The 16,502-nt window shown below is 61.3% G+C and carries 12 protein-coding genes; 11 read left to right on the forward strand and 1 reads right to left on the reverse strand.

What is annotated here, in order from left to right:
* Positions 1-109: 109 nt before the first annotated feature.
* From hflX to LVD11_RS11665, 7 genes are all read left to right on the forward strand, one after another.
* Positions 110-1,408 carry a ribosome rescue GTPase HflX gene (gene hflX / locus LVD11_RS11635; protein ID WP_237059200.1) on the forward strand — a complete coding sequence of 433 codons (1,299 nt, stop codon included), beginning with the start codon at positions 110-112 and terminating at the stop codon, positions 1,406-1,408.
* Between the two features lie 73 nt (positions 1,409-1,481).
* A complete protein-coding gene (gene hflK, locus LVD11_RS11640; RefSeq protein ID WP_237059201.1) occupies positions 1,482-2,630 on the forward strand; it encodes an FtsH protease activity modulator HflK in 1,149 nt (382 codons plus the stop codon).
* 12 nt (positions 2,631-2,642) lie between these two features.
* Positions 2,643-3,524 carry a protease modulator HflC gene (gene hflC / locus LVD11_RS11645; RefSeq protein WP_237059202.1) on the forward strand — a complete coding sequence of 294 codons (882 nt, stop codon included), beginning with the start codon at positions 2,643-2,645 and terminating at the stop codon, positions 3,522-3,524.
* A gap of 181 nt (positions 3,525-3,705) precedes the next feature.
* Positions 3,706-4,890, forward strand: coding sequence for an ATP phosphoribosyltransferase regulatory subunit (locus tag LVD11_RS11650; protein WP_237059204.1), 1,185 nt, complete (start codon positions 3,706-3,708; stop codon positions 4,888-4,890).
* Positions 4,891-4,970: 80 nt separating this feature from the next.
* Positions 4,971-6,293, forward strand: coding sequence for an adenylosuccinate synthase (locus tag LVD11_RS11655; RefSeq protein ID WP_237059206.1), 1,323 nt, complete (start codon positions 4,971-4,973; stop codon positions 6,291-6,293).
* Positions 6,294-6,498: 205 nt separating this feature from the next.
* Positions 6,499-7,167 carry a PAQR family membrane homeostasis protein TrhA gene (gene trhA, locus LVD11_RS11660; RefSeq protein ID WP_237059208.1) on the forward strand — a complete coding sequence of 223 codons (669 nt, stop codon included), beginning with the start codon at positions 6,499-6,501 and terminating at the stop codon, positions 7,165-7,167.
* Positions 7,168-7,303: 136 nt separating this feature from the next.
* Positions 7,304-8,527, forward strand: coding sequence for a lytic murein transglycosylase (locus LVD11_RS11665; protein ID WP_237059210.1), 1,224 nt, complete (start codon positions 7,304-7,306; stop codon positions 8,525-8,527).
* A gap of 69 nt (positions 8,528-8,596) precedes the next feature.
* Here the strand turns inward: LVD11_RS11665 and LVD11_RS11670 are convergent, their stop codons facing one another.
* Positions 8,597-9,613, reverse strand: coding sequence for a succinylglutamate desuccinylase/aspartoacylase family protein (locus tag LVD11_RS11670; protein ID WP_237059211.1), 1,017 nt, complete (start codon positions 9,611-9,613; stop codon positions 8,597-8,599).
* 152 nt (positions 9,614-9,765) lie between these two features.
* Here LVD11_RS11670 and LVD11_RS11675 point away from each other — a divergent pair, with 152 nt between their 5' ends.
* From LVD11_RS11675 to LVD11_RS11690, 4 genes are all read left to right on the forward strand, one after another.
* Positions 9,766-10,752 (forward strand): amidoligase family protein, encoded by a 987-nt coding sequence (locus LVD11_RS11675; RefSeq protein WP_237059213.1) that lies wholly within the window; start codon positions 9,766-9,768, stop codon positions 10,750-10,752.
* Positions 10,725-11,393: a gamma-glutamyl-gamma-aminobutyrate hydrolase family protein gene (locus LVD11_RS11680; protein WP_237059215.1), complete on the forward strand. Its 669-nt coding sequence runs from the start codon at positions 10,725-10,727 to the stop codon at positions 11,391-11,393. The genes LVD11_RS11675 and LVD11_RS11680 overlap by 28 nt, the downstream gene beginning before the upstream one ends.
* Positions 11,390-11,818, forward strand: a complete 429-nt coding sequence (locus LVD11_RS11685; RefSeq protein WP_237059217.1) for a YqaA family protein — start codon at positions 11,390-11,392, stop codon at positions 11,816-11,818. The genes LVD11_RS11680 and LVD11_RS11685 overlap by 4 nt, the downstream gene beginning before the upstream one ends.
* Positions 11,819-12,069: 251 nt before the next feature.
* Positions 12,070-16,494 carry a hypothetical protein gene (locus LVD11_RS11690; protein ID WP_237059219.1) on the forward strand — a complete coding sequence of 1,475 codons (4,425 nt, stop codon included), beginning with the start codon at positions 12,070-12,072 and terminating at the stop codon, positions 16,492-16,494.
* Positions 16,495-16,502 lie beyond the last annotated feature (8 nt).

The raw sequence follows: 16,502 nt of genomic DNA on the forward strand, positions 1-16,502 counted from the left end.
CCGCCGGGGCTTTTGCGGTTATGTGCCAGGATAAATGGCGCCTCTGACAAGCCTTATTTTGCCGCGGGTGCGGTGATCGTACCCCTCGGGCAACAGTTGAGAATTCCCATTGTTTTTTGAACGACCGGAGTCCGGTGAGCTGGCGGTGCTGGTGCACCTGGAGCTGTCGGCAGTCGACAGCCCCGAAGATCCACGTGAATTTGAAGAGCTGGCCCTGTCCGCCGGTGCGGACCCGGTCACGTTCATTTTCGGCCAGCGCACCAAGCCTGATCCCCGCACCTTTGTCGGCCGGGGCAAGCTGGAGGAGATCCAGCGGGCAGTCAAGGAGCACGGCGCAGAGCTGGTGATGTTTGATCACAACCTGTCGCCGAGCCAGGAGCGCAATATCGAGCGCGAGCTGGGCTGCCGGGTGCTGGACCGCACCGGCCTGATCCTGGATATCTTCGCCCAGCGCGCCCGCACCCATGAGGGCAAACTGCAGGTGGAGTTGGCGCAGCTACGACATATGGCCACGCGGCTGGTGCGCGGCTGGACCCACCTCGAGCGCCAGAAAGGCGGTATCGGCCTGCGCGGCCCCGGTGAGACGCAGCTGGAGACGGACCGCCGCCTGTTGCGTGCCCGCATCGATTCAATTGAGAAACGGCTGGAAAAAGTCCGTCGGCAGCGCGACCAGGGGCGCCGCGCCCGCACCCGCGCCGAGGTGCCCACGGTGTCCCTGGTGGGCTACACCAATGCGGGCAAGTCAACCCTGTTCAACCGACTTACGGATGCGGGCGTATACGTGAGGGACCAGTTGTTTGCCACCCTTGACCCCACCATGCGGCGGGTTGAGCTGCCGAGTGTGGGCGCGATGATCCTGGCGGATACGGTAGGGTTTGTGTCGCACCTGCCGCACCGGCTGGTTGAGGCGTTTCGCGCCACCCTGGAGGAGGCGGCCAATGCCACACTGCTCTTGCATGTGGTGGATGCAGCTGCCGAGGATCGCCTGCACCTGATGGAGGAGGTGCAGCTGGTACTAGAGGAAATTGACGCCGCTGACTTGCCGCAACTGGTGGTGTACAACAAGATCGACCTGTTGGCGGCTAAAGAGCCGACTATCGATCGCGACGCCAATGGCGTGCCGCGGGCGGTCTGGGTGTCCGCCGCTACCGGTGCCGGTTGCGACCTGCTGGTAGAGGCGATTTCCGAGCGCATCGGTGAGCAGATGGTGCATGGGGAGTTGCTGGTGGCGCCGCGACATGGGCGCTTACGGGCGCAGCTGTATGAAATCAATGCTGTCAGGCATGAGGCCTATTGCGACAACGGTGATTTAAGGCTGGAACTGGTATTGCCCCGCAGCGACCTGCAGAGGCTGCTGGCACCCTACGCCGATGCGGGCGACGGACCGCAGTGGCGGGCGTCAGACTGACGGAAAACTGGTGGCGATCAATGCTAGAATCGCGCCGCTATAAACAAGATTCTCAGAGAGTTGGAGTAAGTCGATGGCCTGGAACGAGCCGGGTGGTAATAACAAGGACCCCTGGGGCGGCGGTGGTGGTAATAACCCCAACGGCGGTCCGCCGGATCTGGATGAGTTGCTGCGCAAGCTGCAGCGCAAGCTGAGCGGCCTGTTTGGTGGCGGTGGTCCCGCTGCCGGCGGGGAGGCCGGGCGCTTTCCGTGGGCGCTGGTGGCCATCGTGGTGGCCGTCCTGTACGGCCTGCTGGGTTTCTACCAGGTCAACGCCAACGAGTCTGCGGTGGTGCTGCGCCTGGGTAAGTACCACACCACCGAAACGTCCGGCCTGCACTGGAATCCGCCGCTGATCGACCACGTCACCAAGGTGAACATGACCGAGGTGCGCACCGAGCGCACCACCGGCCAGATGCTCACCGAGGATGCCAACATCGTCGAGGTGGTGCTTACCGTCCAGTGGCACATCGATGATGCGGAGTCCTATGTGCTGCGCGTTGCCGACCCGCTGAAGAGCCTGCAGGAAGCCACCGACAGTGCCCTGCGCCACGTGGTGGGCTCCGCTACCCTGAACGGGGTCATCTCCCAGAGCCGGACCGAGGTCTCTGCCGATACCCAGTCACGCCTGCAGGAGTACCTGGACCTGTACCAGACCGGTATTCGCGTCGACGTGGTCAACCTGACCGATGCCAAGGCGCCGCGCGAGGTGCAGGATGCCTTCGATGACGTCACCAAGGCCCGCGAGGACGAGGTGCGCTTCAAGAACGAGGCCCAGGCCTATGCCAACCAGGTCATCCCGGTGGCACGGGGTACAGCCCAGCGCAGGATCGAGGAGGCCGAGGCCTACAAGGCGCGTGTCGTAGAGCTGGCCCGTGGTGAGACGGTGCGCTTTGAAAAGCTGCTGGGGGAATACCAGCAGGCCCCGGAGGTGACCCGCGAGCGCCTGTACCTGGATACGATTCAGGAAGTGATGAGCAACACCTCCAAGGTGATGGTGGATGTCGAGGACGGCAATAGCATGATGTACCTGCCACTCGACAAGCTGGCGGAACGCAGCGCCGATGGCGCCACCCAGCGCAAGGGTGTTTCAACCAAGGTCGTGGACGAGGTCTACCAGCGTGTAGTCGATCGCCTGCGCACCGAGGCCGCCAACAATCGTCGCAATCGTGACGTCCGGTAAGGGGGGAGGATTATGAACAACAGAACTCTCGTTATCATTGCCGCGCTGCTGCTGGCCGTGCTGGCGATCTCCTCCAGTGCCTTTGTGGTCAAGGAAACCGAGAAAGCGGTGCTGCTGCGCTTCGGTGAACTGGTGCGTACGGACTATGAGCCGGGCATCTACTTCAAGATCCCGCTGGTTCACGAGCTGCGCAAGTTCGATGCCCGTATCCAGACGGTGGACTCGCAGCCGGTGCGCATGCTCAACTCGGAAAACAAGTTCATGATGGTGGACTCCTACGCGAAGTTCCGCATCTTTGACGTGGGCCGCTTCTACGTCGCCACCCGCGGTGACGAACGCAACGCGGTACGCCTGCTTTCCGAGCAGATCAATAACCGCTTGCGTAACCAGTTCGGTGTACGCGACCTGCACGAGGTGGTGAGTGGCCAGCGCGATGAGCTGATGTCCGAAATCACCACGAACCTCAATGAGGTGGCGCAGACCAACCTGGGCGTGGAGGTGATCGACGTGCGGGTGAAGCGCATCGACCTGCCGCCGGAAGTGTCGGAATCCGTGTTCCAGCGTATGCGCGCCGGCCGGGAGCTGGAGGCCCGCGACCACCGCGCCAAGGGCCAGGAAGCCAGCGAGCGTATCCGTGCGAACGCCGATCGCCAGGTGGTGGAGATCGAGGCTGAGGCCGAGCGCAGGGCCGAGGAGTTGCGCGGTGAGGGCGACGCCACAGCCGCCTCCATTTACGCGGCGGCCTTCAGCAAGGACCCTGAGTTCTATCGCTTTACCCGCAGCCTCAAGGCTTATCGGGAGTCCTTCAACGATCGCGCGGACATGCTGCTGATCGAGCCGGACAGCGAGTTCTTCCGTTATCTCAAGGACAAGGACGCCGGGGGCCGGGACTAGTCCTGTGGCGTCCCTGGCCGGAAAGGGGTAAAGGCAGGCACACAAGCCCGGCCTTTACCCCTACCTTCTGTGCGCCAGTTGATGGTAAAATCACGCAAACCGGGCGTCGCCCGGTTTTTTTGTGGGCTTCCGGCCTGTCAGGCCGGTTCCCGTCGCTTCACAATCAGCGCCTGTTGCAATCATGACCCAACCAGATCGCTGGATGCTGCCGGAAGGCATCGCCGAAATCCTGCCCGCGGACGCCAAGCGCATCGAGACCCTGCGCCGGCGCCTGCTGGACCTCTACCACAGCTGGGGCTACGAACTGGTGATCCCGCCGATGGTGGAGTTTACCGATTCCCTGCTGATCGGCATGGGCCGCGATATCGACCTCAGCACCTTCAAAGTGACCGACCAGTTGTCCGGGCGCACCCTGGGCATCCGCGCCGATATCACGCCCCAGGCCGCGCGCATCGACGCCCACAGTTTTCCGCGCGCCGGTGCCAACCGCCTGTGTTATGCCGGGCAGGTCCTCCACACTCGCCCCCGTACCGCCATGGGCTCGCGGGCGCCGATCCAGATCGGGGCCGAGCTCTACGGGGTGGAGAGCCTGCAGGCCGATATCGAGGTCATCTCACTGATGCTCGAGAGCCTGGTGGCGGCGGGCGTGGGGCAGATACACCTGGACCTGGGCCATGTCGCCATCTACCGCAGCCTGGCGGCGGCGGCGGGGCTGGATACCGAGCAGCAGGGTGAGCTGTTCGGGCTGCTGCAGAGCAAGGCCAGCGCGGATATCCAGGACTGGGTGGCAGGCAATGTCGCGGACAGCCGTATCGCCGGCTGGCTGCGGGCCCTGCCCGGCCTCGCCGGTGGCGACAGCTGCCTGGCCCGCGCACGGGAGCTTTTCGCGCAGGCGCCGCAGGCGCTGCGCGATGCGCTGGAGGACCTGCAGCAGGTGGCCGATGCCCTGGCCCGGCGCTACCCGGCCGTGGAGCTCTTCTTTGACCTGAGTGAGGTGCGTGGCTACGACTACGAGACCGGGCTGGTGTTCGCCGCCTACACGCCGGGACACGGCCAGGCGCTGGCCAACGGGGGCCGCTACAACGGTATCGGGGCGGTGTTCGGCCGCGAGCGCGCCGCCACGGGTTTCAGCACGGACCTGGTGGCCCTGAATACACTGGGCCGGGATTCGGAGCCGGAGCCGGGCGCAATCTTCGCGCCACATGACGAGGGTGACTCCCTATGGCGCAAGGTGGATGCCCTGCGCCGTGCAGGTGAGGTGGTGATTAGCGCCATGCCCGATGTTGGCGCAGGCGAGATGCTTGAGCGCTGCGACCGCGAGCTGGTGGAGCGCGACGGCGAATGGGTGGTGCAGCCGCGGAGCTGAACCGGACTAAGATTATTGAATTTGCAGGGGCGGCCCCCGGTCGTCACTGCGGTATCACGTTGACGCAGAGAATTAGGTAAATGGGCAAGAATGTAGTAGTGCTGGGCACCCAGTGGGGCGACGAGGGCAAAGGCAAGATCGTCGACCTGCTGACCGAGAAAGTCTCGCTGGTAGTGCGCTTCCAGGGCGGGCACAACGCCGGCCACACCCTGGTAATCGACGGTGAGAAAACCGTGCTGCACCTGATCCCCTCGGGCATCCTGCGCCCCAGTGTCACCTGCCTGATTGGCAATGGTGTTGTGCTGTCGCCGGAGGCACTGCTGAAGGAAATGACCGAGCTGGAAGACAAGAGCGTACCGGTGCGCGAGCGCCTGCGCCTGTCCCCGGCCTGTCCGTTGATCCTGCCGGTGCACGTGGCTCTTGACCAGGCCCGGGAAAAAGCGCGCGGTGACAATCCCATCGGCACCACCGGTCGCGGGATCGGTCCTGCCTACGAGGACAAGGTGGCCCGTCGCGGCCTGCGCCTCGGTGACCTGTGCAACTGGGACAGCTTCTGTGCGCAGCTGAAAGAACTGCTGGAGTATCACAACTTCGCCCTGACGCAGTACTACAAGGTCGACCCGGTCAGCTATGACGACATGGTGGCCCAGGCGAGGGAGTGGCGCGACCAGCTGGTGCCGATGATCACGGATGTGGCCGACTGGCTGCACTGCGCCCGGGAGCGGGGTGAGCACATCCTGTTTGAGGGCGCGCAGGGCTCCCTGCTGGATATCGACCACGGTACCTACCCGTTTGTCACCTCCTCCAACACTACCGCCGGCGGTACCGCAACTGGCTCTGGTTTCGGTCCCCTGTACCTGGACTACGTACTGGGTATCACCAAGGCCTATACCACCCGTGTGGGCGGCGGGCCTTTCCCCACCGAGCTGGGCTGCGATGTGGGTCGCCACCTGGGGGTAAAGGGGCATGAGTTCGGTGCCACTACCGGGCGCCAGCGCCGCACCGGCTGGTTCGACGCGGTGGCGGTGCGCCATGCCATCCGCATCAACAGCATCTCCGGCCTGTGCCTGACCAAGCTGGATGTGCTCGACGGCCTGGATGAGGTGAAGATCTGCACCGGCTACCGCAACAGCGCCGGCGAGGAAGTGCCGGTGCCCTTCGATGCCGCCGGCTGGCAGGGTGTCGAGCCGGTCTACGAGACCATGCCCGGCTGGAGCGAGACCACTTTCGGTGTGCGCCGCGAAGCGGAGCTGCCAGCCAATGCGCGCGCTTATATCGCCCGTATCGAGGAACTGGTGGGTGCGCCTATCGATATCGTCTCCACCGGCCCGGACCGCAGTGAGACCATCGTGCGTGAAACCTCGGCGCTGTGCGAGATGGGAATTCACAGCCCCAGCGTGTGATGGGCGGCGCTGGCGCGGCCGGGCCCTGTCCGGTCGCGCATGGCGCGAGCGTGTTTCCTCTCCACCCCCTTCCTGCCAGTTTTGTGGACAGTCGGTCCGGCGTGCCCCTTGCTTTCCCCTGCCTGTCTGTCGATGATGGAACCCGTTTTAAATTTTTGGTCACATCCGAGTGCCATATTCCGGACTTGAGTTTTCAGGGGAGCCCATGTCGTCCAGTACCGCCGTCTCGCGTTACAGTCTCGCCGAGGAAATCGCCAACAGTGTCACCCACGGAATCGGCGCCCTGCTCGCCATCGCCGGGCTCGGGGTCCTGTGTGGCTTTGCCGCTGTCTACGGTGATGCCTGGCATATCGTCAGCTGCAGCATCTACGCAGCGACACTGATTCTCTGTTTCGGTGCCTCGACCCTGTACCACAGTGTGACCCACGAGCGTGCCAAGGAAGTCTTGCGCACGATTGATCACGCCTCCATCTTCCTGCTCATAGCCGGCAGTTACACCCCCTTCACGCTGGTGACCCTGCGCGAGGCGTCCTCACCGGCGGGCTCCTGGGGGTGGTGGCTGTTCGGTATCATCTGGGGCCTGGCGCTGGCAGGGCTGTTGATCCAGTTCACGCCGCTGAAAAAAGTGCGCGCTCTGTCGATCACCCTCAGTGCATTGATGGGCTGGGTGGTGGTGGTGGCGGCCAAGCCACTGCTGGACAACCTGGCCCCCGGCGGCCTGTGGCTGTTGCTGCTGGGCGGGCTCTGCTACACCGGTGGGATCGCTTTTTACCTTTGGCGCAGCCTGCGCTTCCACCATGCAATCTGGCACCTGTTTGTGCTGGCCGGCGGTATCCTGCACTTCTTCGCGGTACTGATTTACGTCATTCCCTGACCGGGCACCCCGGGTGACAGAGTCCACGGTGTCCCGGTCGTTGCTTGACCGCTGTCACGCCTCGCGCGATTCGACTTTCCGTTTGTCGCGGCTGGCTCTACCCTTGGGCGAGGATCTGACTGTCTAAGGAGTTTGCATGTCCAGCCTGCTGTTATCGCGCCGCCGGTTTTTCCTTGCCCCGGTAGTGCTGCTTTCCTGCCTGTTGTTCTCCCTGCCGCTACTGGCCGCTGACGCGGGCTTCCAGCAATGGGTCAGGGAGTTTCGTCAGACCGCCCTGAAAAACGGTATCTCGCCCGAGGTGTTCGACCGTGCCTTCGAGGGCATCGATGCGCCGGACCAGTGGGTGCTGGACAAGGCGAGCTACCAGCCCGAATTCAAGGCACCGGTGTGGCAGTACTTTGACAACCGGGTGCAAAAGCGCGCGATCCGCATGGGGCGCGCCAAAAAAGAGGAGCTGCAGCCATGGCTGGACAAGATCGAGCAACGCTACGGGGTCAATCCCAATGTCCTGCTGGCGATCTGGTCCATCGAGTCAAGCTTCGGGGCCATCCTCGATAACGACAAGGTGATCCGCAGTGTGGTGCGCTCGCTGGCGACGCTGGCTTATGCTGATCCCAAGCGCAGCAGGTTCGGTCGGCAGCAACTGCTGGCGGCACTCAAGATCCTTGAGAGTGGTGATATCGACGAGAAGCACCTGGTCGGTTCATGGGCCGGTGCCATGGGGCATACCCAGTTTATTCCCACCAGTTACCAGGCCTATGCCGTGGATATTGATGGCGACGGCAAGCGTGATATCTGGAACTCCGTGCCCGATGCTCTGGCTACTGCGGCGAGCCTGCTGTCCAGCAACGGCTGGCGCCGTGGTGAAACCTGGGGCTATGAGGTCACGATTCCCGAGCGCAAGCTGCCGGCCGGTAAGCTGCCTCTGCGCAAGTGGGAGCAGTTGGGTGTAAAGCGTGTCAATGGAAAGTCCTTCCCGCGTCCCGGGGATATCGCCGAGCTGAAGCTGCCCGCCGGCCGCGAGGGCCCTGCCTTCCTGATGCTGAAGAATTTCTTTGTGCTCAAGCGCTACAACAACTCCGATCGCTATGCCACGGCGGTGGGCCTGCTTGCGGACCAGATTGGCGGGGGCAAGGGACTGGTGCGGGACTGGCCGCGCCCGTTTACCCCGCTGGATCCCGCGGAGGTGGAGGAAATGCAGAAGCTGTTGAAGGCCCGTGGCTATTACCAGGGCGAAATCGATGGCAAGGCCGGCTCCGGCACCCGCAAGGCGGTGCAGCAGTTCGAGGAAGAGATCGGCGTGGAAGTGCAGGGTTATCCGAGCAAGGAGGTCCTGGAGGCGCTGCGCGAGCGTCAGTAGGGCACTGCTGATGATGCTGACTGCATGAACAATGCCGGGCAGGGCCCGGCATTGTTCGTTGTGGCCTGCTCAGTAATTTTCATCGGGCAGCAGGCTGTCCTGCAGCAGTTCCAGGTTCTCGGCGACCTCGTGGGGCTCATGAAAATAAGCGATATGAAACACGGCATCGCCCTCCTGCACCAGTGGCAGGTTCTGGCGGCCGATAACGATCCCGTCCGTATTGCAGATCACCCGGTCCATTTCCTCACCGAACAGGTCGGAAATCGAGGCCAGCACCTCACCTTTGAGGACATGGTCACCCAGGTCCTTGCGATAGTTGACGATGCCGCTGCTGGTGGCGCGCAACCAGCCGCTGCGGCGCGCCACAAAGGGCTCAATATTGCCCTTTTTCTTGACCCGCGGCAGCATTTCCAGGTGCCGCATCACGTTGATGATGCCCTTGTAGCCGGCCCGGACACAGAACTCATCGAACCGCAGCGCCTCGCCGGCTTCGTACAGCAGGATACGCACGCCAAGGTCGGCCGCCGCCTGGCGCAGGGAACCATCGCGCAGGGTGCTGTTCAGCAATACGGGCACGCCAAATGCCCGGGCCATATCACGGGTGGGATGATCATCCAGGTTGGCGCGGATCTGTGGCAGGTTACTGCGATGGATGGCTCCGGTATGCAGGTCGATACCGTAGTCGCATTTGGAGACTATTTCCTCGAGGAAGACATGGGCCATGCGTGCGGCCAGGGAGCCCTTGGCCGATCCGGGAAATGAGCGGTTCAGGTCGCGGCGGTCCGGCAGGTAACGGGACTGCTCCAGCACGCCGTAGACATTGACCACGGGCACGGCAATCAGGGTGCCGCGCAGATTTTTGAGGCTGCGGCTGCCAATAAGGCGGCTGATGATTTCAATTCCATTCAGCTCGTCGCCGTGGATGGCTGCGCAGACAAACATGGTGGGTCCCGGTTTCTTGCCGCGCTGCACGTATACCGGTATCGCCATGTCTGTACCGGTATAGAGCCTTACCACGGGAAGTTCTATGCGGCGTGTTTCTCCGCGGGCGATACTCACGCCGCCAATCGTAAACTCATCTGCCATGACAGTCCGTAGCTTTCAGGGAGTAAGGCAGTGTAGCCCCGGGGGGCGCACCGGATGTGACGTTAGGTCATTTAACGCTCTCAATGTTAACTTGGTTGCCACAAGGCGTGGAAGAACCAATATCACTTGCCGTTAAACGAGGACATTCAGTAATGCCCGAGAGCGCGACGCTATTCCAGGCGCCTATCCGTCTCACCGCCGCCAGTGGTGAACAGCGGCGGGTGGGCTTTGAGCTGGAGTTTTCCGGCGTGACATTGCAGCAGGCGGGAGAAGCGGTGCAGTCGGCGATGGGCGGTGAGCTGCGGTCCGATTCCGTAGCCGAACTGTCGCTACACAGCGAGCTGGGCCGGTTCAATATTGAAATCGACTGGGATTTCCTCAAGCGCCAGGCTGCGGACGCCGGTACGGAGGAGCATAGCGACGGCTGGCTGGAATTGCTGAGCCAGGCGGCATCCCTGGTGGTGCCGATCGAGGTGGTATGCCCCCCATTGCCCCTCGACCAGCTGGCAGCCCTGGAGCCGTTGACCCGGGCACTGCGCGAAGCCGGTGCCACGGGTACCGAGGAATCGCTGATTGCTGCGTATGGGGTTCACATCAACGCCGAAGCGCCTCAGCTTAATGCCGATACCCTGAATGCTTACCTGCGCGCTTTCGCGCTGTTGCAGTGGTGGCTGGTACAGGAGCACCAGGTTGATCTCGCGCGGCGTGCCAGCCCGTATATCGACCTCTACCCCGAAACTTATGTCCGCCAGTTGCTGGAGCGGGAAAAGCCGACGCTCGACGATATCTTTCGCGACTACCTGCAGCATAATGCCACCCGCAACCGTGCCCTGGATATGCTGCCGTTGTTGGCGGAAATCGATGAAACGCGGGTGCGCCGTGCGGTAGACGACCCCAAGATCAAAGCGCGCCCGGCATTCCATTACCGTATGCCAAACTGCCAGGTTGAAAAACCGGGCTGGTCGCTGGCTTCATGCTGGAATACCTGGTGTGTGGTGGAGTCTCTCGCCGCGCGTCCGGAGGCGCTGGCGGAACTGGGGGAGGCCTATTTGGCAGAGAGCCAGCACTTGCTGGGCATCAATCGGGGAAAATGGACAGGATTTGTAGCGGAATGGCTGAGCGACCACGCATTGGTGTAACGGGTACTTCCAACCGCTGGTCTCCGGGCTGGTGGTGCGCCGCCCTGGCGCTGCGCCTGGCCGGCGCGATACCGGAGCGCATCAGCGTTCGCCACCAGCCGTCGGGCAGGCCCTTGCAGGGGCTGGTAATTGGTGGCGGTGATGATATCAGTCCGGAGCACTACCACGGCGACCTGCGGGAAAAGGTGAAGTCAGACCCAGAACGTGACCTGCTTGAAATTCATTGGATCAAATATGCGCTCCGGCACGACCTTCCGCTGCTCGGCATCTGCCGGGGAGCCCAGCTGATCAACGTGGTGCTGGGTGGCGACCTGCACCTGGATATCCGGCCGTTGCGCCGCAAGACGTACAACCGCCCCGGGCTGCTCCCAACAAAGCAGGTTTTCCTGGCGGAAGGTTCCAGTATCTCGAGTCTGACCCGCCGCCAGCGATTGCGGGTCAACAGCCTGCATCACCAGGCGATCAACCGCCTTGGCCGGGGCCTGCGCATCGTTGGCCAGGATCTCGACCGTTTTACCCAGGCGGTGGAAAGTGAATCAGGCCAGCCCGTCCTGGGGGTGCAATGGCACCCGGAATACCTGTTTTACCTGCCGTCACAGTTCGCGCTGTTTCGCTGGTTGCGGAGGCGCAGCGGGGGATGATCGAGTACCTGATTCTTTTCTTTTCCGCTCTCCTGGCGGCTACCATCCTGCCGTTTTACTCCGAGGTGATACTGTTTGCCTTGCTCCGCGATGGCGGTGACCCGGCGCTGCTGGTGGCTGTGGCTACGCTGGGTAACACGCTCGGCGCGGTAGTGAACTGGGTCCTGGGTCGTTACCTGTTGCATTTCCAGGATCGTCGCTGGTTTTATTTTTCGCGTAAGCAGATTGCGCGTGCCCAGGACTGGTTCCAGCGTTATGGCTTCTGGACCTTGCTGCTGGCATGGATGCCGGTGGGGGGTGATGCGCTGACGCTGATTGCCGGCATCATGCGAGTGCGACTATGGCTGTTTGTGGTGTTGGTGGGGATCGGCAAGGGACTGCGTTATATCTCGGTTGTCTACCTGCAACAGTGGTCAGCTATTTGAACCCTCGCGCCCGCAATACCGCCGGGACCGCCGGGGTGCCCGCGAGCTGGTATCACCCACCGATCCTTGCCACGCCCTTGTCGCCGCGCTGCTTTTCCCGCCGCGATTAAGGCAGTGCTCTCCCGGCGCTAGCGTAATAGCGGAACCTCCACTAGGCTGCGAATACAAGCGTTATTCCCTCAGTGCAGCTGAAACGGGGGCTGGGAGATCCGACCTGCCGGATCAAATGGGAGATTCCTGGGTCAGTTCCGATGGCGGCGACTGAAGAAAAGAAAAAAACCGGAGGAAGCCAGGGGCGTAAGCCGAGAAAGATGTGGCTGTTGCTGCTGGCTGCCGGGGTACTGGCGGTGATATTTCTTTTTCACCGCTACCAGGTGCGCCAGGAGTCTTTTCTCAATACTTATTATTTTCACACTCTTCAGAGAACCGTCAAGGAATTCAATAACAAGCTTAACCAGCTTGTACTCCTGCATACAAGCCAGGAAAATCTTGCCACTATCCGGTCGATATTCCCAAGCTATGCCTCCAAGGCCAATAGCGATAAACATGTGGCGCCAGATGATTCTGGGGCTGAGGAGCAGCGTGGCACGGCCGATAAGGTTCGGGAACCCCAGGCTGGCTTTGTCATCAGCCACTTTGTCCTTGCGGGTGACCAGGTGGATATATACCGGGGCGACGACACCACTTATCGGGTGGATATGGACGAGGTGCTTAGTGCGCCGGGGCGCGATTTTGTACTGTACCTGGTGGTCGACGGGCAGAATCGCGTTCTGGGAAGTGTAGGCGGGGCTGCGGGGCTGTCTCTGGTCGATACGCGGGCAATCAGTCGCAAGGTGCGCGAAATCGAAAGCCGCAGCTTGCTGAAACTGGTGTCGGAGAAGGGGGGAGGCGCAGAGAATAATGCCAGCACGCCACTACCCGGACACAGCCACTACCTGGACATCGAGCTCAGTGCCGGTCCTGCCCGACTATACATACAGCCATTTCTGCTACACAGCGATGTGGTTGTCAGGATAAGGATGCCAGCGGAAGGGAATGGCGAAACGCTACAGTCTGTTGGCATTCCGGGCGAGCCGCTCTACCTGATCGGTGTCCTTCCGGATAAGTTGCTGGATATCAAGGAAGACCGGCGTTGGAATCTCAGTCTGCTGATTCTCTCCCTGATGCTGTTGATGGCATTCTGGGTTGTTGCACGACTACTCCTGATCTCCCCCAATGAACCTCTGGGAAGGGCCTTCTACGGTGGGACACTGGCCTGTACTTTTGCTGCTTTTGTCATGCTGGTGGCCCTTTGGCTAGCCTATGGTGAGCGGGAAATTGCGACTGAGCAGAAACAGGCCAATGCGCGCACTCTGCTGGGTTCAATAAGTGCCAACCTGGAAACGGAACTCTTCTGGCTGTTCAGGGAGCTTGAGACCTTTCATGCTTATTATGCACGCTTGCTCGACTTGACTGCACAACTCGGGGAGGACCGTTCACAGGGCAATGGCGGGCTCGCCAGTGGCCAGCAGGAAGATTCAGCGCTCCTGACACTTCCCGATGGATGCCAGAATTTCGCCGGTGGGAGATGGCGGCGGGTCACTGCCATGGTAAGTCGGGATGGGAGTGGCAAGGAAAGGCCGGAGGACATTGAGTCCGGAGAAACCGGCAGCGCGCCTGGCTGGAAAACCTTCAGCGGTCCCGTGCACTGCCGCGGGTGTTCTGAGCCGGAAGCGGAATTGCCGCCCCTGTCACTGACCAATCTTTACGGGAATGGTGCCAGGCTGTTGAGGGAAAGGCCCGGAGAGCGCGCGGAACGATATTTGCCGGGAGAAATATGGCAGCGTGACGGCGGAGCCAAGCTGCTGACAGTCTTCCTCATGGATCATCGCGCCTGGCAGGTCTTGCCCACCTTTTACCTTATTGAAAGTAACAACTACCCGCGCAGCTTCAATCTCTCTCACCGGGAATACTTTCGCCGGGTTCGTGCACGGCAGGGCTGGTCCGAAAAGTTTCGGAATCGGGGTGTCGCTGCTCGCCCGGAAGAAAACGGACGGCACTGCATGCCGGCTCCCGTAACGGAAGCCGATGACAATGCAATTAGCGAGAAAAATTTCTATTTGCAGAGATTGCTGAATATCAATACCGGCACTCGTGGAACCACGCTGGGCGTACCCCTTAAGAAGAAAGCGGGTAACGGTAACGAGCCGGGGCCATCGACAGGAGATTATATCCTCGGTGCAGATGTCCTGCTGCCATCGCTCAGTCTGACCGAGTGGGCTGACCCACGGCTGATCCAGGACATGGTGTTCATGGTCGTGGACCGGGAAACCGGCGATGTACTGTTCCATATGGATCACCGGAGGTCCATGGTCGAAAACCTGTTCCTTTCGGGGCAGGGCACTGCGGCAGTGAGCCACCGGATTCGGGCGGGATTGTTTCGCTCTGCCAGTGCCGGCTACTACCGTGGCAGCTCTGGTGACTTTGTGCTGCAGAAGCTGCCGATCAGCCAATGGGTAGGAGTGGTCTTTATTCCAGATGACAGCACCGACAGCCTGATGACCAATTTCTTCCTGTCGATTACTGTAGGCATCGGATCTGTCCTCGTGCTGGCTGCCTTCCTGCTTTACCTGATTCCCATTTTTATGCCCAGTCACCGGATAAAGCAGTTGCTGGGAGTTCCTGCCTCACTAAACCGCCACAATGCGATGCTGTACACATCGATTTTGACTGCAGCCTTGTTTGTGGGTTTCAGGATCGGCTCCGTGGCCCAGCACGAATACGGAAATTCCCTGCTCTGGGGCCGGGCGGCAGAAGCTGGTGCAGCGCTGGCGCTGGTGGCTTGCCTGTTCTGGGGTTACCGGTGTTTCCTGCGCCTGGCGCGCATGCGGGATTCCGCTGTGCCCGGCAACCGGTTGTATGGTTGTGGCGCGGCGAACCTGCTGATTATCTACCTTTGTGGCGCCGTACTGGTGATTATTCAGCTGCAGCGGGTGGCAGATCTTCCCTTGCGAGGGATCTCGGGATGGTACTACGAACGCAACCTCTATCCGGCTCGCCTGAACCAGGAGCTGCGGGAATTACAGGAAATTGCGGTAACACGCTACCCCAATTCGATTGAGCGCTTTGGTGCCGATCCACTGGAATTGATGCCGCTGTCGGCGGAGTGGCGAGACTCACTGGCCTGCGCAAGGGAGGAACTGCGCGCTAACAAGAAAGGGGTCATGCCCGAGCATATCGGCACTTTCAGCCAGCTGACATTTACTACCGGTGTGGCTTCGTGGATTGAGCGCTACCTTCTGGGGACGGCGAGTGGTGGCAAGAAAAAAGGAGCCGGAAGCCAGGCTGGTGAGGAGAAGCAATCGGACGATTGCCGGTATCACGAGGCCGGGCTTCCTGGTGACAGTGAAAATTCCGGGGGGAAGAGCTGGTTGCAGCTTCTTGTCGACATAGTCGTGCTGACAGGTGTCTTCGTACTGATCTGTTGGCTGTGGCTGTTGTTTTACCGGCGGGTGATTACGCCGCGAATGGTGGGGACCGGGGCCATGCTGGCGCATCTGGAGCATCTTTCCCAACATGAACGAGGCGCTCCGGATATATGCCCCGATGAACGACTGGTGCTGGACTTACGCGGAAACCCGCCCCCGGCGAATGACCTGGATACCCTGCTGCAGCGGCTGCAACGGGATCCTGCCGGTTCCCTGCCGGCACTTGAGCGCCTGGTTTCCCTATGCCCGATATTGTCTCAAGAGCACTCCTCACCGGGGCGATTCCCGGGGGTCAGGATTGCGCTCCAGGAGGGTGCCGAGGGTATTTCAGTAGCGCTCTCGCAGCTGGACCCCTGCTTGCTGCGCGCGGGTGACCGGGCGCAGTTGCTGCAACTGATCCGCCAGTTGCGGGCTGTGCGAGGCGCTGGAGAACTTGCCGGGTTGCGACTGTATATGGAGTGCCACAGCTACGAGACCCTGTTGCTGAACAAGCGCAACCTGGCGTCCGGTCGTGAGCCGTTGGCAGCAATGGAGATGTCCCAGTGGTCTGAGGAGTTGATGGACTTCCGTGTCGTCCTGCCGGCCCGGCTCACTTCCAACCTGGATTTGCCATTCCTCAGGTATGAATGTTCGGCCACTCGACTGCTGTCCCCGCTGCTTGCAGACCTGTCACCATCCGGGCCGGCAGGGGGCGATGAACACTGTGATGAGTGGCGATGGCGAAAACTTTATGATCGGGATAAATCGGGGCAGGAATGGGCGACCATTCATTGTGTGTTGATCAAGGCTGGCGCTCTCTTCAGGTATCACTGGGAGGCCTGTTCGAAGGCGGAGAGACTGGCACTCTATTTTTTGGCGCGGGGGCGCCGGGTCAATCCCGCCAATACACAGGTCCTGGAGCAGCTGGCGGTGCAGGGTCTGATCCGGGTTGAACACGGTAAAGTCCACATCATTAATAACAGTTTTGCTTATTTTGTCCGCCACGCAGAAAGCCCGGAGGGGTTACAGCAATTGCTGGCGAGCGGTCGTGAAAGTGCCTGGATGATATATCGCCTGCCGGTGACGCTGCTCATACTTCTGCTGGTGGGAGTTATTGCGGTGACCTCGGGCAATTCACTCTATTTGATCGCCGCCTCCCTGTTGGGCCTGCTCGGTACCATTGGCAGTCTTGTCAGTAGCGCGCGGATGATCCACGAAAACCTCAAATAGCAACAATC

This window comes from Microbulbifer sediminum (assembly GCF_021729035.1).
In the GTDB taxonomy this organism is placed as follows: domain Bacteria; phylum Pseudomonadota; class Gammaproteobacteria; order Pseudomonadales; family Cellvibrionaceae; genus Microbulbifer; species Microbulbifer sediminum.

Excerpts from the sequence above, each read along its gene's own strand:
- LVD11_RS11650 (WP_237059204.1), top strand. The coding sequence starts at position 3,706 with ATGACCCAACCAGATCGCTGGATGCTGCCGGAAGGCATCGCCGAAATC.
- LVD11_RS11685 (WP_237059217.1), top strand. The coding sequence starts at position 11,390 with ATGATCGAGTACCTGATTCTTTTCTTTTCCGCTCTCCTGGCGGCTACC.
- LVD11_RS11670 (WP_237059211.1), bottom strand. The coding sequence starts at position 9,613 with ATGGCAGATGAGTTTACGATTGGCGGCGTGAGTATCGCCCGCGGAGAA.
- LVD11_RS11665 (WP_237059210.1), top strand. The coding sequence starts at position 7,304 with ATGTCCAGCCTGCTGTTATCGCGCCGCCGGTTTTTCCTTGCCCCGGTA.
- hflK (WP_237059201.1), top strand. The coding sequence starts at position 1,482 with ATGGCCTGGAACGAGCCGGGTGGTAATAACAAGGACCCCTGGGGCGGC.
- trhA (WP_237059208.1), top strand. The coding sequence starts at position 6,499 with ATGTCGTCCAGTACCGCCGTCTCGCGTTACAGTCTCGCCGAGGAAATC.
- LVD11_RS11675 (WP_237059213.1), top strand. The coding sequence starts at position 9,766 with ATGCCCGAGAGCGCGACGCTATTCCAGGCGCCTATCCGTCTCACCGCC.
- LVD11_RS11680 (WP_237059215.1), top strand. The coding sequence starts at position 10,725 with ATGGCTGAGCGACCACGCATTGGTGTAACGGGTACTTCCAACCGCTGG.
- hflC (WP_237059202.1), top strand. The coding sequence starts at position 2,643 with ATGAACAACAGAACTCTCGTTATCATTGCCGCGCTGCTGCTGGCCGTG.
- LVD11_RS11655 (WP_237059206.1), top strand. The coding sequence starts at position 4,971 with ATGGGCAAGAATGTAGTAGTGCTGGGCACCCAGTGGGGCGACGAGGGC.
- LVD11_RS11690 (WP_237059219.1), top strand. The coding sequence starts at position 12,070 with ATGGCGGCGACTGAAGAAAAGAAAAAAACCGGAGGAAGCCAGGGGCGT.